Genomic DNA, 13,799 nt, shown 5'->3' with positions numbered 1-13,799 from the left:
TCGTTTATGTAGTTTCACAGCAACAGAACCCTATGTGTAGCGGCGGTGCGGCCAAGTTGCCCCTAGGGATAGCGCAACCCCTGTTCAGTAATTGACGGTCACGACCACGCTATCGGAATAGGTGCCGAATTGCGCCATCTGGCCGGCGTGGATCCGGCCGAATATCGTGTAGGTCTGGTCCAGCCCGGCGCCGGTGGCGCTCTTGTCGTTGGCGGCTGTCGTGCCCCAGACGGAGGTGCGGGCGGGGTCGTGATAGAGCCCGTATTCAAGCACATGGGAGCCGTTCTTCATGCGCCGCCGGTTGGGATCGGAGCCCCCGCCCTGGCCCTGGTCGAGGGTGATGGAATAGGCGGCGGCCTGGGAGCAGCGCACGGTGAGGTTGGCGGTCTGGTCGACCGGCCGGGAGACCTGGGAGTCGATGATGCCGAAGCTGAGGCTGCCGACGCTGACCTCGCAGCTCGCCTCGACCTGGGCGCGGACGCTGAAATCGGAGGGCACGTAGTTTTGCCCCAGCAGGCCACAGGCGAGGACGCCGTAGGTCAGCTGGATGTCGGGCGCGCCGGAGAACTGGCTGGAATAGCTGCCGGTGGGCACGCCGGGGGCGGCGGAGGTGATCTGGCCGTAGATCGGAACGTCGATGGTGCCGCCGAGCCCGAGCACGATGGGCACCAGGAAATAGGCCTCGGTGAGGGTGCCGTTGACTGCGCTCGCGCCGCCGAGGCGCAGCTCGTAGGCCAGCCCCTGCCCGGATGGCCCGCGCATGTAGCGGGGCGAGTTCCCGCCGCCCGCTCCGCCGCTGCCCGACCCGACGCGCAGGCAGACGCCGACCGCATCGAGCAGCGGGTTGGTGCAGCTTATCCTGACATTGCCCTGGGTCTGGTTCAGGGCGCCGGTGCGCAGGGAGACGGTGCCGAAGTTGAAATCGGTCACGGTGGCGGTGCAGTTCGCGGCGCTGGCGGCGAGCGGGGCCATGACGAGGCCCGCCACGACCACGGCGGCGCGGAGCAGGGTGCGGGGGATCAGTTGCATGGGAACGGTCCGATCTGCGGTTGCAGTTCGCCGGTTGGGGTGAAGGGGAAGCGCGCGGTGCAGGAGCCGCCGCCTGCGAGGCTCACTTTCAGCGTGTTCTGGCCCTTGAGCCCGTCGACATAGGTGAGCCCCTCGTAGCCGACCGGGAAGCCGACGCCCTTGCCGCCCAGCTTGGCCTCGGACCCCGGGGGCAGGGGATTGCCCGCGGCGCTGACGAGAATGACCAGCGCGGCGGCGTCGGGATCGCCGCTTGCGCCCTCGAGCGCGAAGTCGACCAGCACGCCGCCCCGGCGGCTGGGCACCACGTCGGCGCCGGTGGCCCCGAGCACGGTGTTGCCCGGAAGCGTTGCCGGGTCGACCGACACGTGGCTCAGGCGGAAGGAGCTGAGGCCCGGCACCAGCGCCACCCCGCCCGGCCCGGTGCGGGTGACTTCGCGGTGGTGGGCCTGGACCGGGATGTCGGCGACGCCGGTGCGCACGACGGCGAAGCTGTCGTTGATGGTGTTGCCCATCGCGGGCTGCCCGCCCGCGATCACGATGGAGCCTTCGGCGGCCCCGCGCAGGTAGCTCTGCCCGTCGGAATAGAGCATCTCGCCCGACACCCGGCCGTAGCGCCCGAGGTACTCGACCGAGCCGCCGCCGTAGTGGCGCCCGTTCTGGCGCTCGACGCGGGCGGTGAAGCCGTAGTCTCCCACCCCGTCGGTGATGTTGCGGCTGGCATAGAGGCTGACAAGCTCGTCGCCGGTGGAGGAGGTGGCAACCTGCGCCCGCGCGGTGGTGCGTTTGCCCAGCGGCATGGAGAGCGCCATGGTGAAACGGCTCTCCTCGCTTTCGAAGTTGTGGCTGCCATACATCGAGAAGTTGGTGCCCGCCTTTTCGAAGCTGTGCGAATAGGAGAGCGAGGCGATCAGGTCGCGGCTGTTGTCGCGCTCGGAGCGCACGAGGGTGAGGCCGAGATTGCGGTCTTCATCGGTGATCGGAATGTCGATCGACACCACGTCGGAGATGGTCGGAAATTCCAGCAGGGAGCCGGAATTGGCAATTTCGGTGGCGCCGAGGAAATCGGTGCCGGTCACCAGCGCGAGGTCGGCGAAGCCCGGCTCGGCGCGCAGGCTGGAGAATTGCAGATCGACCCGGCCGACCTTGGTGCGCAGGGTGCCATAGGCGAAGCCGGCGGTGGTGCCGAGGTAATCGCTCTGCCCGGCGGCGAGGGAGAAGTCGCCGATGCGGGTGGCAGCATGGACGCCGAACCCGGCGAGCAGGAGGGCGTCGCTGCCCTCGACATGGGCCTCGAGCGTGAGCCGACGCGTCATCCCGTAGGCGAAGGTGGCGGAGTAGAGGTCGGTTTCGCCATACTGGTTGCTCTCGGTGCCATAGGCCTCGCGGGCGCGCCCGGCCTCGAGCGAAAAGTCGAAACGGCCCTTCTTGAGCAGGTTGGGCGAGGTGAAGAAGGAGACTTCGCGGGTGGCCTCGCGCCCGGTGGCGTCGCGCACCACGACGATGGCATCGCCGGCGCCGGAGGCCACGGGCACGTCTTCCAGGCGGAAGGGGCCGGCGTCGACATTGGTGGAATAGGCGCGGTTGTTCTCGATGAAGACATCGACCGAGGAGGGCACGGCGGCGGCGCCCTCGAAGGAAAAGAGCTGTTCGGTCACGAGATCGGAGCGCAGCGAGAAGTCGCGGCGGATCTGCACGCCGCCCATGCGGATGGGCCGCGACCAGGCGGTGCCGGAGGAGGTGACATCGCCGAGGGTTAAGGTGACGGCGCGGTTGAGGTTGTGCAGCTCGAGCCGGGTTTCCTGACGGGTGAAGCCGCTCGCCCCGGGATTGTCGGGGATGTGGCGCAGGAAGCCGGTGGAGGAGAGCGTGCCGAAAGGGGTAAAGACCCAGCCGTCGAGCGCGGTGGTGAAGCTGTTGAAGGCGAAGTCGCCATCGGGGCCGGCGCCGGCCTGCGCATCGAGCGCGTAGTTCAGCACCGCGCCGTAGCTCTGCTCGGGCCGAATGAACTCGGGCCGGCGGGCGGCGGATTGCACGGCGGGCATGAGCACCGAGTAGGGCGCGAGGATCGAGATGCTCTGGGAGACGGCGTCGTAGGAATAGGTCAGCCCGTCGATCTCGTCGAGATAGACCCGGCCGATGGCGGTGGCGGGCGGGCGGACGCCGACGGCCCGCAGGTCGGACCGGGTGACGGAGATGCGGCCGGTGTTGGCGTGCTGGACGAATTCCGCGAGGAGGAAGGTGTCCTTGCCGTTGAGCACGACTTCGAGGTTCAGCGGGGTATCGACCGCAGGGGCCGATGAGGGGCCGGAGATGCCTGCGATGATGTCGAGCCCGTCGGACACCTGGGTGCGGTCGACGGTGTCGGCGCGGGTTGCGGTATCGGGCGTGCCGACGACGAGGCCGCCGCTGCCTGCGCGCTCGGAAGCGGAGGTGGCGGTTGCGGGCGGCGCCGATAGCGCGGACGGGCCAGAGGCGCTCTGGGCCGGGCCGACGACCCAGCCGCCGGTTGCCTCCTGTGCAGCCGCGGGCGCTCCGCTCAGGAGAGCCGAGACGAGCAGCACCGGGAGGGTGCGCATGTGCGTATTGTGTGCCTTATCGCTCACTGGTGCCCCCACCAATTGCCTCAGGAATGCCTGTGCCGGCGCCCCCGGGGGAGCGCCGGCGATGCATCTTTACGAGAAGCAGAGTGGGACGGAGTGGCGAACCTGAAGCTTGATCGCCTGGTCGTTCTGCTCGATGCCGGGCAGACGGTCGATCAACACTCGGTAGCACTCGCGGCCCCGGACCTTGCGCTTCTTGGTGCGCACGACCCGGGCAGTCAGCTCCTGACGGGGCTTGAGCTTTACCACAGGCGGCGAGATCACCACGTTGCGGGTCGGCTTGACCTTGTTGGGGTCGGTCCCTTCGCGCCAGGCGACGACGCGCAGCTGGACGATGGAGGTTCCGCGCCCATCGGCCTTTACGGTCACGGTGGTCTGTTGGGCCCCCGGGGCTTCCAGCTTTGTGGGAGAAACCGTAAGCGACTGGGCGATTGCACCCGAGCCACCTGCGGACAACATTCCGGCCATTGCGATAAGGGCGGCCAGGGAGGATCTTTTGATCCCGTTACTGATACTGCTCTTCATTTTATTTCCTCATGTCCTCGTTTGCCGAGGTTTGCCTGCTTCAAACCTCATATCACAGAATTGGCAATCTCAATAGGTGAGCGTGACCAATACGGTGTCGGTGTAGACGCCAAAGGCATAGCTGCCGGCCGGGATCTGGCCGAAGACGCTGATGTTCTGGAGCGTGAGCGCGTCGAGATCGCCTTCCCAGATGTCACCGTCGATGGCGACTTCGGTTTCGTGGGCGCTGTCGCGGAAGATCGTGTAGGGCATGGCGTTGGCGCCCGACTTCAGGTTGCGCGAGCCTTCGGCTGCCGCGCCGCCGCCGCCCAGGGACACGGTCGCGCCGGTCTTGGGGGAGGTGCAGACGACGGTGATGTTGCCGGCGGTGCTTTCGGAGGTCGTGGTGTTCGTGTTGAACGAGCCGAAGGTGAGCGGCAGCGGCGCAGCGACGGTGCAGCTGTCGAGCACGGTGGCGGTGACGTTGAGGTTGGTGGTTGCCGTTTCAGCCGATGCGGCGACCACTGACATGCCCAGGCCGACAGTGGTGGCGCAGGCGAGTTTTACGAACTTGCTCATTGCGTTTCCTTCCAGTGTGTCGGGGAGAAATAAAAACCCATCGGACCATCCAACGGCGCTCCACCGATTACGTGTTCAATTCATCCTGAAAACGTGTCCTTTTCTTGGTTAACTCGGGTCAGGCTAGCGGTATTGGGGCGGAATCAATGTGTGTTTCATGCACTGATTTCGATACAACCATAGGATGATGCAGTGGTGGCACAGATCATGTTAACTATATCTAGTGCCAATTTCGGGGCCGATCCGCGCAATATGGAGCGGAAATAAAAAAGGCCCGGCGCCTTATTTCGGGGCCGGGCCTATTGGCAAGTCTTGATGGAAAGTCTTGTTGGACGTCAGCTCAATTGGTGCAGGGAATCGGCTGCTCGATGACTTCGGCGCCCTTGCGGACCTTGGTGGTGCAGACGCGCTGAACCTCGACCTCGCGGACTTCCTTGTCCTGGATGCCGAGCAGACGTTTCTGGTCGACCTCAATGGCGGCGGCCACGGTTTCATCCTCGGCGCCGACGAGCGAGAGCGAGAGCCGCCCGGTGCTTTGGGCCTGGGCCAGCGAGGCCACCTGGTCGGGCGAGATCGCCACGGTGACGGTGCGGGCGATGGAGGGGCTGGAGTGGCCCTCGTCATAGCTCTGGTCGACGGCGATGAGCTTGATGCCCGCCTCGATGAGCTGGGTCACTTCGCGGCCGTTGCTGGTGCCGGTCCAATATACGTCGACCCGGTCGCCGGGGCGCAGGAAGCCCGACACGCCCGAGGTCCGGTCGACCTTGATGGCGAAGGCGCGCTTGCCGGTTTCGAGGCGCGAGGTGATGCCGGCATCTTCGCCGGGCTCCGTCACCTTGGCCTTCAGCACCGGCTCAAACTTGGCCATGGCGGTGATGACGGTGCGCGGGTCTTTCCCGACCGGGAAGAGATCTTCTTCCTTCAGGTAGTGACCCTCGGGGAGGCTGTCTTTCTGCCAGCGGATGGCAATGACATCTTCGGGCATCAGGCGCTCGCCGTAGGCCTTGTTTTTCTTGACCACGAGCACGTTGACCGTGGGCTTGGCCTTTTGCTGCGCCGCGATCAGCGCGTTGCGCTCGGCGGTGGTTTTGGCCAGGTAGCCCTGGGCCATGTAGACGGCGAACCCCGCCAGCGCGACCCCGATAACCAGGACCAGTCCGAAAACCATACGCATGGTCTTTCCTTTCTCACTTGCCACGGGTCGGGGGAAAGGCGGAAAGGCCCCACGCGCCGCCCGAAAGTCATACTTGCTCGTGCCTAGTTCATATTCGTTAAATTTGGCAAAACCGGGGCGCGGCGACGGCGGCAAGATGAAATGTTGTTAAACGGGAAACGCCGGCCAGGGGCCGGCGGATGATTGTTCAGGCGGGGATCGTGCGGGCCATTCTGGCTCCGCGACGCCGGGTCTTGGCGCGGGAGGCCTTGCCCGCCCCACGGGCGAGGCCGAGGCTCAGGCGCGCCGCACCCTCAGTAGCTGGCGATCGAGATGCCGCTGACGAAGTTGCCGAGGCTGGTGGAATGATCCATCGCGCCCTGGCCCACCACGGTGGCAACGGCAATGCCGAGGCCGACGATGGCAGCAGTCAGCACGACCCAGTCGACGGTAACGGCGCCATCTTCGTCGCGCACGAATTTGGAAAGCAGGTTTTCCATTTGGTCTTCTCCGGTTCGGGCCGGCTCCCCAGGCCGACTATACTCTTTTTTCGCAGGATCACATTTGCGGGCAATTGCGGCGGCAAAATGGTGCTTGAAAGGTAAAGTGGTGAAATGACGTAGCGAAAATGCCCCCCTGAACGGGAGGCAAAGAAAAACCGCGCCTCCGAGGAGACGCGGCTCTTTTGGCTAGACTGCCGCGACTTAGTAGGACGCGATGGTCTGACCGGCCAGGTTGCCGGAGATGGTGCCGGCCAGGGTCTTCACGCCGCCCGAGACGGAGGCGAGAACGGCAATGCCGAGACCCACGATGGCGGCGGTCAGCACAACCCAGTCAACGGTCACGGCACCGTCTTCGTCGTTGCGGAAGTTTTTGATCATGTTGAACAGTTTCATAGTATATCCCTCCAAGGATTTTCGCTCGTTTCCAGTGTCTACCCATTCGGATCTTCTCGGACCGGCCTCTGAAATGGCCCAATCCCCGTCTCGGTATGGATGCTAATTAGCCCTTGGATTGGGGCATGAATTTGGCGGGCGAGGTACAATTTTGGAGCGGCGTGAAAAACCGCACTGAAATCGCGTAACGCACTGACTTACAACGATAAAAAAGTTCAGAAAGGGTTAAGTTCGGGGGGTGATCTTGGCCCGACTGCGGCAAAATCACCGCTTCTGGGCGCGATTGTTGCGTGCCCGCTGGCCATGATGCGCAGTTTTTGCGAGGGTCAGGCAAAACGATAACAACGTTTATTGAGCAGGAAAGGCGCGAAACATGCGTCATAGAGTAGTGGCCGCGCTGGCGGCGGCGGGCATCGGCCTGTCCGCACCGGCATTTGCGGAGAGTGCAGGCGCCTATCCGGACTTCACCTTCAAGCGGGTGAAACCGGGCAAGGGGCTTCCGGGCAAACGGATCACCGTTCAGATCGACCCCAAGGCGCAGGCCGAGTTCATCGCCGCGCGCCCGAACGCGCCCGCGAAGGACAGTGCCGAGCCGGCGGTGGCGACGGAAGGCGAGGGCGAGGTGATCACCGCCAGCGTCGATCCGGTGGCGCTGCCCGATGCGCCGACCTACGGCTGGTTCTGGACCGGGATCTCGCCGGCGCTCAGTGCCAAGGCGCCGGGGCGGCTGGATACGGCGGTGCAGATGCTGACCAACGGCCCCGAGGGCCAGACGGTGAAGGCGCCGCGCCTGTCGCACATGAAGAAGATTTCGGACAAGTACGGCTCGGAGATCCTGAAAGCGACGATCGGCACCGATGTGTCGCCCGCGCTGGTGCTGGCGGTGATCGGCATCGAGAGCTCGGGCAAGATCGAAGCGGTCAGCTCGGCCGGGGCGCAGGGGCTGATGCAGCTCATGCCCGACACCGCCGCCCGCTTCGGCGTGGAAGATGCGACCGACCCGGTGCAGAACATCAAGGGCGGCGTGGCCTATCTGGACTTCCTGATGAAGGAGTTCGACCGCGACCCGATGCTGGTGCTGGCCGGTTACAATGCGGGCGAGGGTGCGGTTAAGAAAAACGCAGGCGTTCCGCCTTATGCAGAAACGCGGGACTATGTGCCCAAGGTATTGGCCGCCTGGACGGTGGCGCGGGGTCTTTGCCTGACCCCGCCGCAGCTTGTCACCGATGGGTGTGTCTTCGCGGGGGGCTGAGGGCCGTGGCTGACGCAAAACCGCTGGTGCTGGATGTCGACGGCACCTTTCTGAAGACCGATCTGCTGCTGGAGAACTTCTGGGCCGGGCTCGGGCGCGACCCGCTGGCGACGCTGCGGGCGAGTTTCAGGCATCTGCGGCGGCCGGAACGGCTGAAGGCGGCGCTTGCCGAGATTGTGCCGCTGCGCACCGACCTGATGCCGGTGAACCCCGATATCAAGGCGCTGGCCGAGGGTTCGGTGGCCGCGGGCCGCGAAGTGGTGCTGGCCTCGGCCTCCAACACGGCGCTGGTGGAACGGGTGGCCCGGGAGCACGGGCTTTCGGAGCGGGTCTTTGCCTCGACCGGCGAGATCAACCTGAAAGGCGCGGCCAAGGCGGGGGTGCTGGTGGAGGCCTATGGCGAGCAGGGCTTCGACTATGCGGGCAACGCGCCGGTGGATGCCAAGGTGTGGGACCACGCCGAGAATGTCATCATGGTGGGCAAGCAGCCCTCGCTGGCGGCGCGGCTGGCGGCGAAGGGGCGCAATGTTGTGACCTTCGGCGGCGGCTGGCGCTTTGCCGACCTCGCAAAGGCGCTGCGGCCGCATCAATGGGTGAAGAACGCGCTGCTGCTGTTGCCATTGCTGGCGGCGCACCAGTTCGGGCTGGAGGCGCTGCTGCCGGTTCTGGTGGGGATCGTCGCCTTCTCCTTTGCCGCCTCCTCGATCTACATCGTCAACGACCTGCTCGACCTTGAGGCCGACCGGCTGCACCGGACCAAGCGCCGCCGCCCCTTTGCCGCCGGAACGGTGCCGATCGGGGTGGGGATGGTGATTGGCGTGGCGCTCGGCCTGTCGTCGCTGATTCTGGCGGCGGCGCTGAACTGGGCCTTCTTCGGGATCGTGGTGCTTTATATCCTGACCTCGCTGGCCTACTCGCTGAAGCTCAAGCGGATGCGCTGGGTGGATATCGTGGTGCTGGCCTCGCTCTACACGATCCGGGTGATCGCGGGCGCGGCTGCGGGGGAGGTGGCGATCACCTCCGCGATGCTGGTCTTCGTCTTTCCGGTCTTCATCACGCTTGGCTGCGTGAAGCGGATCACCGAGCTGGCCAAGGCGGAGGACGACGCGCGGCTTCCGGGGCGCGGCTATGGCCGCCCCGACCGGCACGATCTGCTGAACGTGGCCGGGATCGGGGTGTTCGGGGCGCTGCTGATCTTCTTCATCTACACGCTGAGCCCGCAGGCGGAGGCGCTCTATCCAGACCGCTGGCTGCTCTGGGCGGCGATGCCCTTTCTGGCGCATTGGCTCATTCGGATGGTGCGGCTGGGCTGGCAGGGCAAGATGGACTACGACCCGATCGTCTTTGCCGCCCGCGACCGGGTGGGGCTGGGGGTGATGCTGTTCACCATGTCGCTGATGTTCTGGGCCGCCGGGCTGTGGCAGGAGTGGTTCGGCGGCTGAGGGGCCCCGACAGCCGCCCGGTCAGCCGCGCCCGTCGGTGAACTGCACCAGATCCCAGAGCGTGCCGTAGAGGTCGTGGAACACGGCGACGGTGCCGTAGGGGGCCTCTTTGGGGTCGCGCTCGAAGGTGACGCCCTTGGCCTTCAGGTCGTTGTAGTCGCGCCAGAAATCATCGGTTTCAAGGAACAGGAACACCCGGCCCCCGGCCTGATTGCCGATGAAGGCCTCCTGCTCGGGCTTGGAGGCGCGGGCCAGCAGGATCGAGGTGTGCCCGCCCTTGGGGCGCACCACCACCCAGCGTTTGTCTTGCTCGGGCTGGTAGCTGTCTTCGACCAGCTCGAAGCCGAGGGTCTCGCAATAAAAGGCGATGGCCTCGTCGTAATCGCGCACCACGAGGGCGATATGGGCGATGGACTGGGGCATCAGAGGCGGGCGAGGAGTTCGGCCTTCTTGGTCTCGAACTCGGCGTCGGTGAGGATGCCGGAGGCGCGCAGGTCTGCGAGCTTCTGGATCAGGGCGATGATGGCGTCGGTATCGGCTTCGGGTGCGGCTGGGGCGGGGGCCGGGGCAGGGGCCGGTTCGGGCATGGATTGCTCGGACATGGGGGCGGAGGGGGCTGGCGCGGCTTCCGGCTCCGGCGAGGCGGGCAGGGGTTTGCCCTCGGCCACCTCCTTCAGGTCCGCAAGGCGGACGAGCCCATGCTGGCTGGTGAAAGTGAGGGACTGGTCGCCGCTCTGCTGTTGCCCGACGCCCGAAATCGCGTGATCGCCGGTGTCATAGACAGTGATCTTGCCGCCCAGCTCGATTGCCAGCCGCCGGGTGGCGGGGAAGACGGCGTAGCGCATGTTGTTCTGTGCGCCTGCGGAGGAGGGGGCGCCCAGCTCTTCGGGCCAGCCGCTTTGCACAGCGCCGGAACCTGCGACGAAGAGGCTGGTGCCCTGGCCCTGATATTGCCCGGGACTCTGGGACTGGCTCTGGCTTTGCGCGGCGACGGGGCGGAAGGTGCCGGACTGGCGCAGCAGGGCCGACAGATCGTTGCAGAGCGCATCGACCTGCGCCTTCAGCGCGTTGTTGAACATGTCGCCAACCATGGTCATCCCGCCCTGCGACCATTGCCCCATGCCGCCAAGCTCGGGGTGGTTGAACTGGGCCTGCGTGCCCTGTCCCTGCACCAGCGCGAAAAGCAGCGCCTCGGCGGCGCCGGGCGACACGCCATGGCGGGCGGCGATTTCGGCGGTGGCTTTCTTGCCGTCTTCGGTGAGGGCAGACATGGGGGCTCCAGTGCTGGCGGGTTGTGTCCGGCCTAGCAGCTTGCACCCCTGCGGGCCACTGGTTTACGCCAAGGGGCCGCTCAGACCGAGAGCTTCTTGAAGATCGGCTCGGGAACCGAGCGGATAATGGCCATGATGTAGCGCCAGAAGAACGGCGTGTAGAGCACGTTGCGCCCCTTGCGGCCCTTTTTCAGCATATGCGCGGCGACCTGCGCGGGGGAGGCGACGAGGAACATGCCTTCGACATCCCATGTCATCGCGGTGTCCACGAAGCCGGGCTTTACGGTCATCACATGCACGCCGGAGCGCCCCATGCGGTTGCGCAGGCCCGAAAGATAGGTGGCGAAGCCCGATTTGGCCGCGCCGTAGACGTAGTTTCCGATGCGGCCCCTGTCGCCCGCCACCGAGCCGACGCCGATGACGAGGCCCTGGCCGCGGGCTTCCAGCACGGGCGCGAGCATCTGCAGGAAGCGGGCGGGGCCGGTGAAACTGTCAATCACCGTGCCGTCGATCAGCGCCGGGTCGGCGTCGATGGCCTCTTGCGGCGGCATGGAGCCGACGAAGACGGCGCAGTTGATTTGGCCTTCGCCTGCCAGCGCCTCGGCCTGCGCGATGATCGGCGCGAAGGTTTCGCTGTTGCGGGCATCGAAAGCTGCGGGCTTTGCCGCAGCCGCGCCGCGCAGGGCGAGGTCGGTGGCCTGCGCCTCTAGGTCGGCCATGTCGCGGCCTGCGAGCACGAGGTTGGCGCCCTCCTCCGCCAGTTGGCGGGCCATGGCGCGGGCCATGGAGGAGGTGGCGCCGAGAAGGATCCATGTTTCGGTCATTTGGCGCTCCTGAGGGTCAGGCGTTTGGTGAGATCGGTCTCGTAGCGGTGGTCGGGGTCGGCGGCGTTGACCGCCTCGGCCCAGTCCGAGAGCTCGGGATACATGCCGGGAATGTCCTCGGGGCGGGCCACGGCATCCTTGGCGAAATAGATCCGCCCGCCGGCGGATTTGGCCTCGGCGATCAGCTCGGAGATCAGCCCGCGGGTGCCGGTGCGGTTGCGGAAATCGACCGCCAGCGTGTAGCCCTCCATCGGAAAGCTGAGGTGCCCGGCGCGGCCAGCGCCCATGCGCTTGAGCACGGCGAGCGGCGAGGCGAGGCCGGAGGTGGCGATGGCATCGAGCATCGAGCGCAGGGTGCCCCGCGCGGTGAGCGGCACGACGCATTGGAACTGGTAGAAGCCCTTCTTGCCGTAGAGCCTGTTCCAGTCGTGGATGCGGTCGAGCGGAAAGAAAAAATCGTCGATCGGTTTGACGAGGGTGCGGCCCTTGGCGGGCACGCGACCATAGTAGGCCTTGTTGAACAGCCGCACGATGGGCGCGGCGAGCGCCCAGCCCGGCGCGTTGAAGGGCACGCGGCGGCCGCGTTTGGCCGGGGGCACGAGGCCCGCGCCGGTCTCGCCCTCTTCGAGGATGCCGCGCCCGAGGGCCTCGCCCGTGGCGGTGGCGTCGATCCAGCCGACGGTATAGGTGGCTTCGCTTTCGTCGAGCAGATCGAGGAAGGCTTCGAGATTTTCGGCCCGGCGCTCGGTGACCATCATCACATCGACCTTGGCGCGCAGCAGCTTGAGTTTGGCCGAGGCGATGGGCCCGGTCTGGCCGAGGCCGCCGACGGTGGCCTTGAAGAGCGTGTCGCCCGGCTTCAGTACCTTGCCGGAGGCCAGCGTGATCTCGGTGACGTGCTGGCCGAAGCTGCCTGCGCCGTGGTGGTTCTTGCCGTGCACATCCATGGCGATGCAGCCGCCCACGGTGGCAAAGCCGGTGCCGGGCATGACGGCGGGCAGGAAGCCCTTGGGCGCGAGGATGCGGGCGAGGTCGGAAATGGTGGCCCCGGCCTCGACATGGATCACCGCGTCGGCCTCGTCGAAGAACAGGATCTTGTCGAGCCGGGTCATGTCGATGGCGCGGCCCTCGCTGACCAGCGCGGCATCGCCGTAGGAGCGGGCGTTGCCGATGGCGGGGGCCTCTGCCGCCAGAGCGGTGAGGGCGGCGCTGCGCTCGGGGCGGGCCAGCTCGCCGGTTGCCGATTGCACGCGGCCCCAGCCGGTCCAGGTGGTTTTCTTCCAGCTCATGAAATTGCCTTGGCTTTCGCTTTCAGGGAGGCCCGCTCGGCGAAGGGAAAGACCAGAAGGCCGAGTCCGATGGCGAACCAGAGGGTTGTGACGCGGATGATCGCGGTGGCGGGCACCGAGATTTCGAGCGGGATGCCGTGGAGCTTGAGCAGCGCGATCATCGCCGCCTCGGCGCCGCCGACGCCGCCCGGCGCCCCGGTGAGTCCGCCCGCGAGGGTGGAGAAAACGAAGATCGCCACGGCCGAGAAAAAGCCGATGTCGGCGCCCATCCACATCAGCAGCAGGTGGAAGGCATAGCCCTCGGCCACCCATCCGGCGAGGCCGAGGGTGAGCGAGCCTGCGATGACGGGCGCGGTGGAGAACTGCTTGAGCGAGCGCGCGGCGGAGCGGATGCGGGCAAAGAGCCGGGGCAGCCATCCGGTGGCGCGATAGCAGAGCGTGACGAGGGCCGAGAGCAGGGCGGGGCGGGTGACGAGGGCGGCGGCGACAAGTGCCAGCGCGGCCACCGTGACGGCGCCCTTGATGCCCATGGTCGAGAGCGAGAGCGCGACGGCGAGGATCAGGCCCATGGCGGCGAGGTCGGAGGCGCGGTCGACCAGCACCAGCGGGGTGGAGCGGGTGAAGGGCCAGCCTGCCTCGCGGCTGATCCAGCGCATCCGCACCAGCTCGCCCACCCGGCCCGGCGTGGCCGTCATGGCGAAGCCGCCGAGGAAGTGGCGGATGTTGGCGCGGGCGCTGAGGCCAAGGCCGAGGCGGCGGGCGAAGAGATGCCAGCGCAGGCCGCGGAAAAGGTAGTTGACGAGGGAGAGGGCGAGCAGCCCGGCGAGTTGCAGCCCGGAGAGCTGCATGACCTGCTGCCAGCTTTCCTCCCAGCCGCCGGCGAGGGCGAGGCCGAGGAAGCCGAGGGCGAAAAGGGCGAGAAGGAGCAGCACGAAATACAGCTCCCGCCCCACGCGGGGC

The 13,799-nt window shown here is 66.5% G+C and carries 14 protein-coding genes; 2 read left to right on the top strand and 12 right to left on the bottom strand.

The window, feature by feature from the left end:
- Positions 1 to 84: 84 nt before the first annotated feature.
- From GTH22_RS10385 to GTH22_RS10355, 7 genes are all read right to left on the bottom strand, one after another.
- A complete protein-coding gene (locus GTH22_RS10385) occupies positions 85 to 1,029 on the bottom strand; it encodes a spore coat U domain-containing protein (protein WP_252945119.1) in 945 nt (314 codons plus the stop codon).
- A complete protein-coding gene (locus GTH22_RS10380) occupies positions 1,020 to 3,605 on the bottom strand; it encodes a fimbria/pilus outer membrane usher protein (protein ID WP_252945118.1) in 2,586 nt (861 codons plus the stop codon). The genes GTH22_RS10385 and GTH22_RS10380 overlap by 10 nt, the downstream gene beginning before the upstream one ends.
- Positions 3,606 to 3,701: 96 nt before the next feature.
- Positions 3,702 to 4,097: a molecular chaperone gene (locus GTH22_RS10375; RefSeq protein ID WP_252945117.1), complete on the bottom strand. Its 396-nt coding sequence runs from the start codon at positions 4,095 to 4,097 to the stop codon at positions 3,702 to 3,704.
- A gap of 126 nt (positions 4,098 to 4,223) precedes the next feature.
- The gene (locus GTH22_RS10370) at positions 4,224 to 4,712 is read right to left on the bottom strand and encodes a spore coat protein U domain-containing protein (RefSeq protein WP_252945116.1); all 489 of its coding nucleotides are present in this window, start codon (positions 4,710 to 4,712) and stop codon (positions 4,224 to 4,226) included.
- 340 nt (positions 4,713 to 5,052) lie between these two features.
- Entirely contained in the window at positions 5,053 to 5,886 is an 834-nt protein-coding gene (gene cpaB, locus GTH22_RS10365; RefSeq protein ID WP_252945115.1) for a Flp pilus assembly protein CpaB, read from the bottom strand.
- Between the two features lie 293 nt (positions 5,887 to 6,179).
- The gene (locus GTH22_RS10360) at positions 6,180 to 6,365 is read right to left on the bottom strand and encodes a Flp family type IVb pilin (RefSeq protein WP_252945114.1); all 186 of its coding nucleotides are present in this window, start codon (positions 6,363 to 6,365) and stop codon (positions 6,180 to 6,182) included.
- Positions 6,366 to 6,569: 204 nt separating this feature from the next.
- Complete coding sequence (locus GTH22_RS10355) at positions 6,570 to 6,761, bottom strand: Flp family type IVb pilin (RefSeq protein WP_252945113.1); 192 nt, start codon at positions 6,759 to 6,761, stop codon at positions 6,570 to 6,572.
- Between the two features lie 373 nt (positions 6,762 to 7,134).
- Between GTH22_RS10355 and GTH22_RS10350 the strand changes: the two genes are divergently transcribed.
- Positions 7,135 to 8,013, top strand: coding sequence for a lytic transglycosylase domain-containing protein (locus tag GTH22_RS10350; RefSeq protein ID WP_252945112.1), 879 nt, complete (start codon positions 7,135 to 7,137; stop codon positions 8,011 to 8,013).
- Positions 8,014 to 8,018: 5 nt separating this feature from the next.
- A complete protein-coding gene (locus GTH22_RS10345; protein ID WP_252945111.1) occupies positions 8,019 to 9,455 on the top strand; it encodes a UbiA family prenyltransferase in 1,437 nt (478 codons plus the stop codon).
- Positions 9,456 to 9,476: 21 nt separating this feature from the next.
- Here GTH22_RS10345 and GTH22_RS10340 read toward each other — a convergent pair whose 3' ends face one another.
- From GTH22_RS10340 to GTH22_RS10320, 5 genes are all read right to left on the bottom strand, one after another.
- A complete protein-coding gene (locus tag GTH22_RS10340) occupies positions 9,477 to 9,878 on the bottom strand; it encodes a VOC family protein (RefSeq protein ID WP_252945110.1) in 402 nt (133 codons plus the stop codon).
- Entirely contained in the window at positions 9,878 to 10,726 is an 849-nt protein-coding gene (locus tag GTH22_RS10335) for an SHOCT domain-containing protein (RefSeq protein ID WP_252945109.1), read from the bottom strand. Before GTH22_RS10335 ends, GTH22_RS10340 begins: the two co-directional genes overlap by 1 nt.
- Before the next feature lie 80 nt (positions 10,727 to 10,806).
- On the bottom strand, positions 10,807 to 11,550 hold the full coding sequence (locus GTH22_RS10330; RefSeq protein WP_252945108.1) for an SDR family NAD(P)-dependent oxidoreductase: 744 nt from the start codon (positions 11,548 to 11,550) through the stop codon (positions 10,807 to 10,809).
- A complete protein-coding gene (locus tag GTH22_RS10325; RefSeq protein WP_252945107.1) occupies positions 11,547 to 12,839 on the bottom strand; it encodes an FAD-binding oxidoreductase in 1,293 nt (430 codons plus the stop codon). Before GTH22_RS10325 ends, GTH22_RS10330 begins: the two co-directional genes overlap by 4 nt.
- The gene (locus GTH22_RS10320) at positions 12,836 to 13,771 is read right to left on the bottom strand and encodes a flippase-like domain-containing protein (protein ID WP_252945106.1); all 936 of its coding nucleotides are present in this window, start codon (positions 13,769 to 13,771) and stop codon (positions 12,836 to 12,838) included. Before GTH22_RS10320 ends, GTH22_RS10325 begins: the two co-directional genes overlap by 4 nt.
- Between the last annotated feature and the right edge of the window lie 28 nt (positions 13,772 to 13,799).

Origin of the sequence: Oceanicola sp. 502str15 (assembly GCF_024105635.1) — a bacterium.
GTDB lineage: Bacteria > Pseudomonadota > Alphaproteobacteria > Rhodobacterales > Rhodobacteraceae > Vannielia.
The sequence above is the reverse complement of the archived record's forward strand: the minus strand, read 5'-3'. Positions and strand labels throughout refer to the sequence as shown.

Coding starts and splice junctions, on each gene's coding strand:
- GTH22_RS10385 (WP_252945119.1), bottom strand. CDS start 1,029: ATGCAACTGATCCCCCGCACCCTGCTCCGCGCCGCCGTGGTCGTGGCG.
- GTH22_RS10380 (WP_252945118.1), bottom strand. CDS start 3,605: ATGCGCACCCTCCCGGTGCTGCTCGTCTCGGCTCTCCTGAGCGGAGCG.
- GTH22_RS10375 (WP_252945117.1), bottom strand. CDS start 4,097: ATGGCCGGAATGTTGTCCGCAGGTGGCTCGGGTGCAATCGCCCAGTCG.
- GTH22_RS10370 (WP_252945116.1), bottom strand. CDS start 4,712: ATGAGCAAGTTCGTAAAACTCGCCTGCGCCACCACTGTCGGCCTGGGC.
- cpaB (WP_252945115.1), bottom strand. CDS start 5,886: ATGCGTATGGTTTTCGGACTGGTCCTGGTTATCGGGGTCGCGCTGGCG.
- GTH22_RS10360 (WP_252945114.1), bottom strand. CDS start 6,365: ATGGAAAACCTGCTTTCCAAATTCGTGCGCGACGAAGATGGCGCCGTT.
- GTH22_RS10355 (WP_252945113.1), bottom strand. CDS start 6,761: ATGAAACTGTTCAACATGATCAAAAACTTCCGCAACGACGAAGACGGT.
- GTH22_RS10350 (WP_252945112.1), top strand. CDS start 7,135: ATGCGTCATAGAGTAGTGGCCGCGCTGGCGGCGGCGGGCATCGGCCTG.
- GTH22_RS10340 (WP_252945110.1), bottom strand. CDS start 9,878: ATGCCCCAGTCCATCGCCCATATCGCCCTCGTGGTGCGCGATTACGAC.
- GTH22_RS10335 (WP_252945109.1), bottom strand. CDS start 10,726: ATGTCTGCCCTCACCGAAGACGGCAAGAAAGCCACCGCCGAAATCGCC.
- GTH22_RS10330 (WP_252945108.1), bottom strand. CDS start 11,550: ATGACCGAAACATGGATCCTTCTCGGCGCCACCTCCTCCATGGCCCGC.
- GTH22_RS10325 (WP_252945107.1), bottom strand. CDS start 12,839: ATGAGCTGGAAGAAAACCACCTGGACCGGCTGGGGCCGCGTGCAATCG.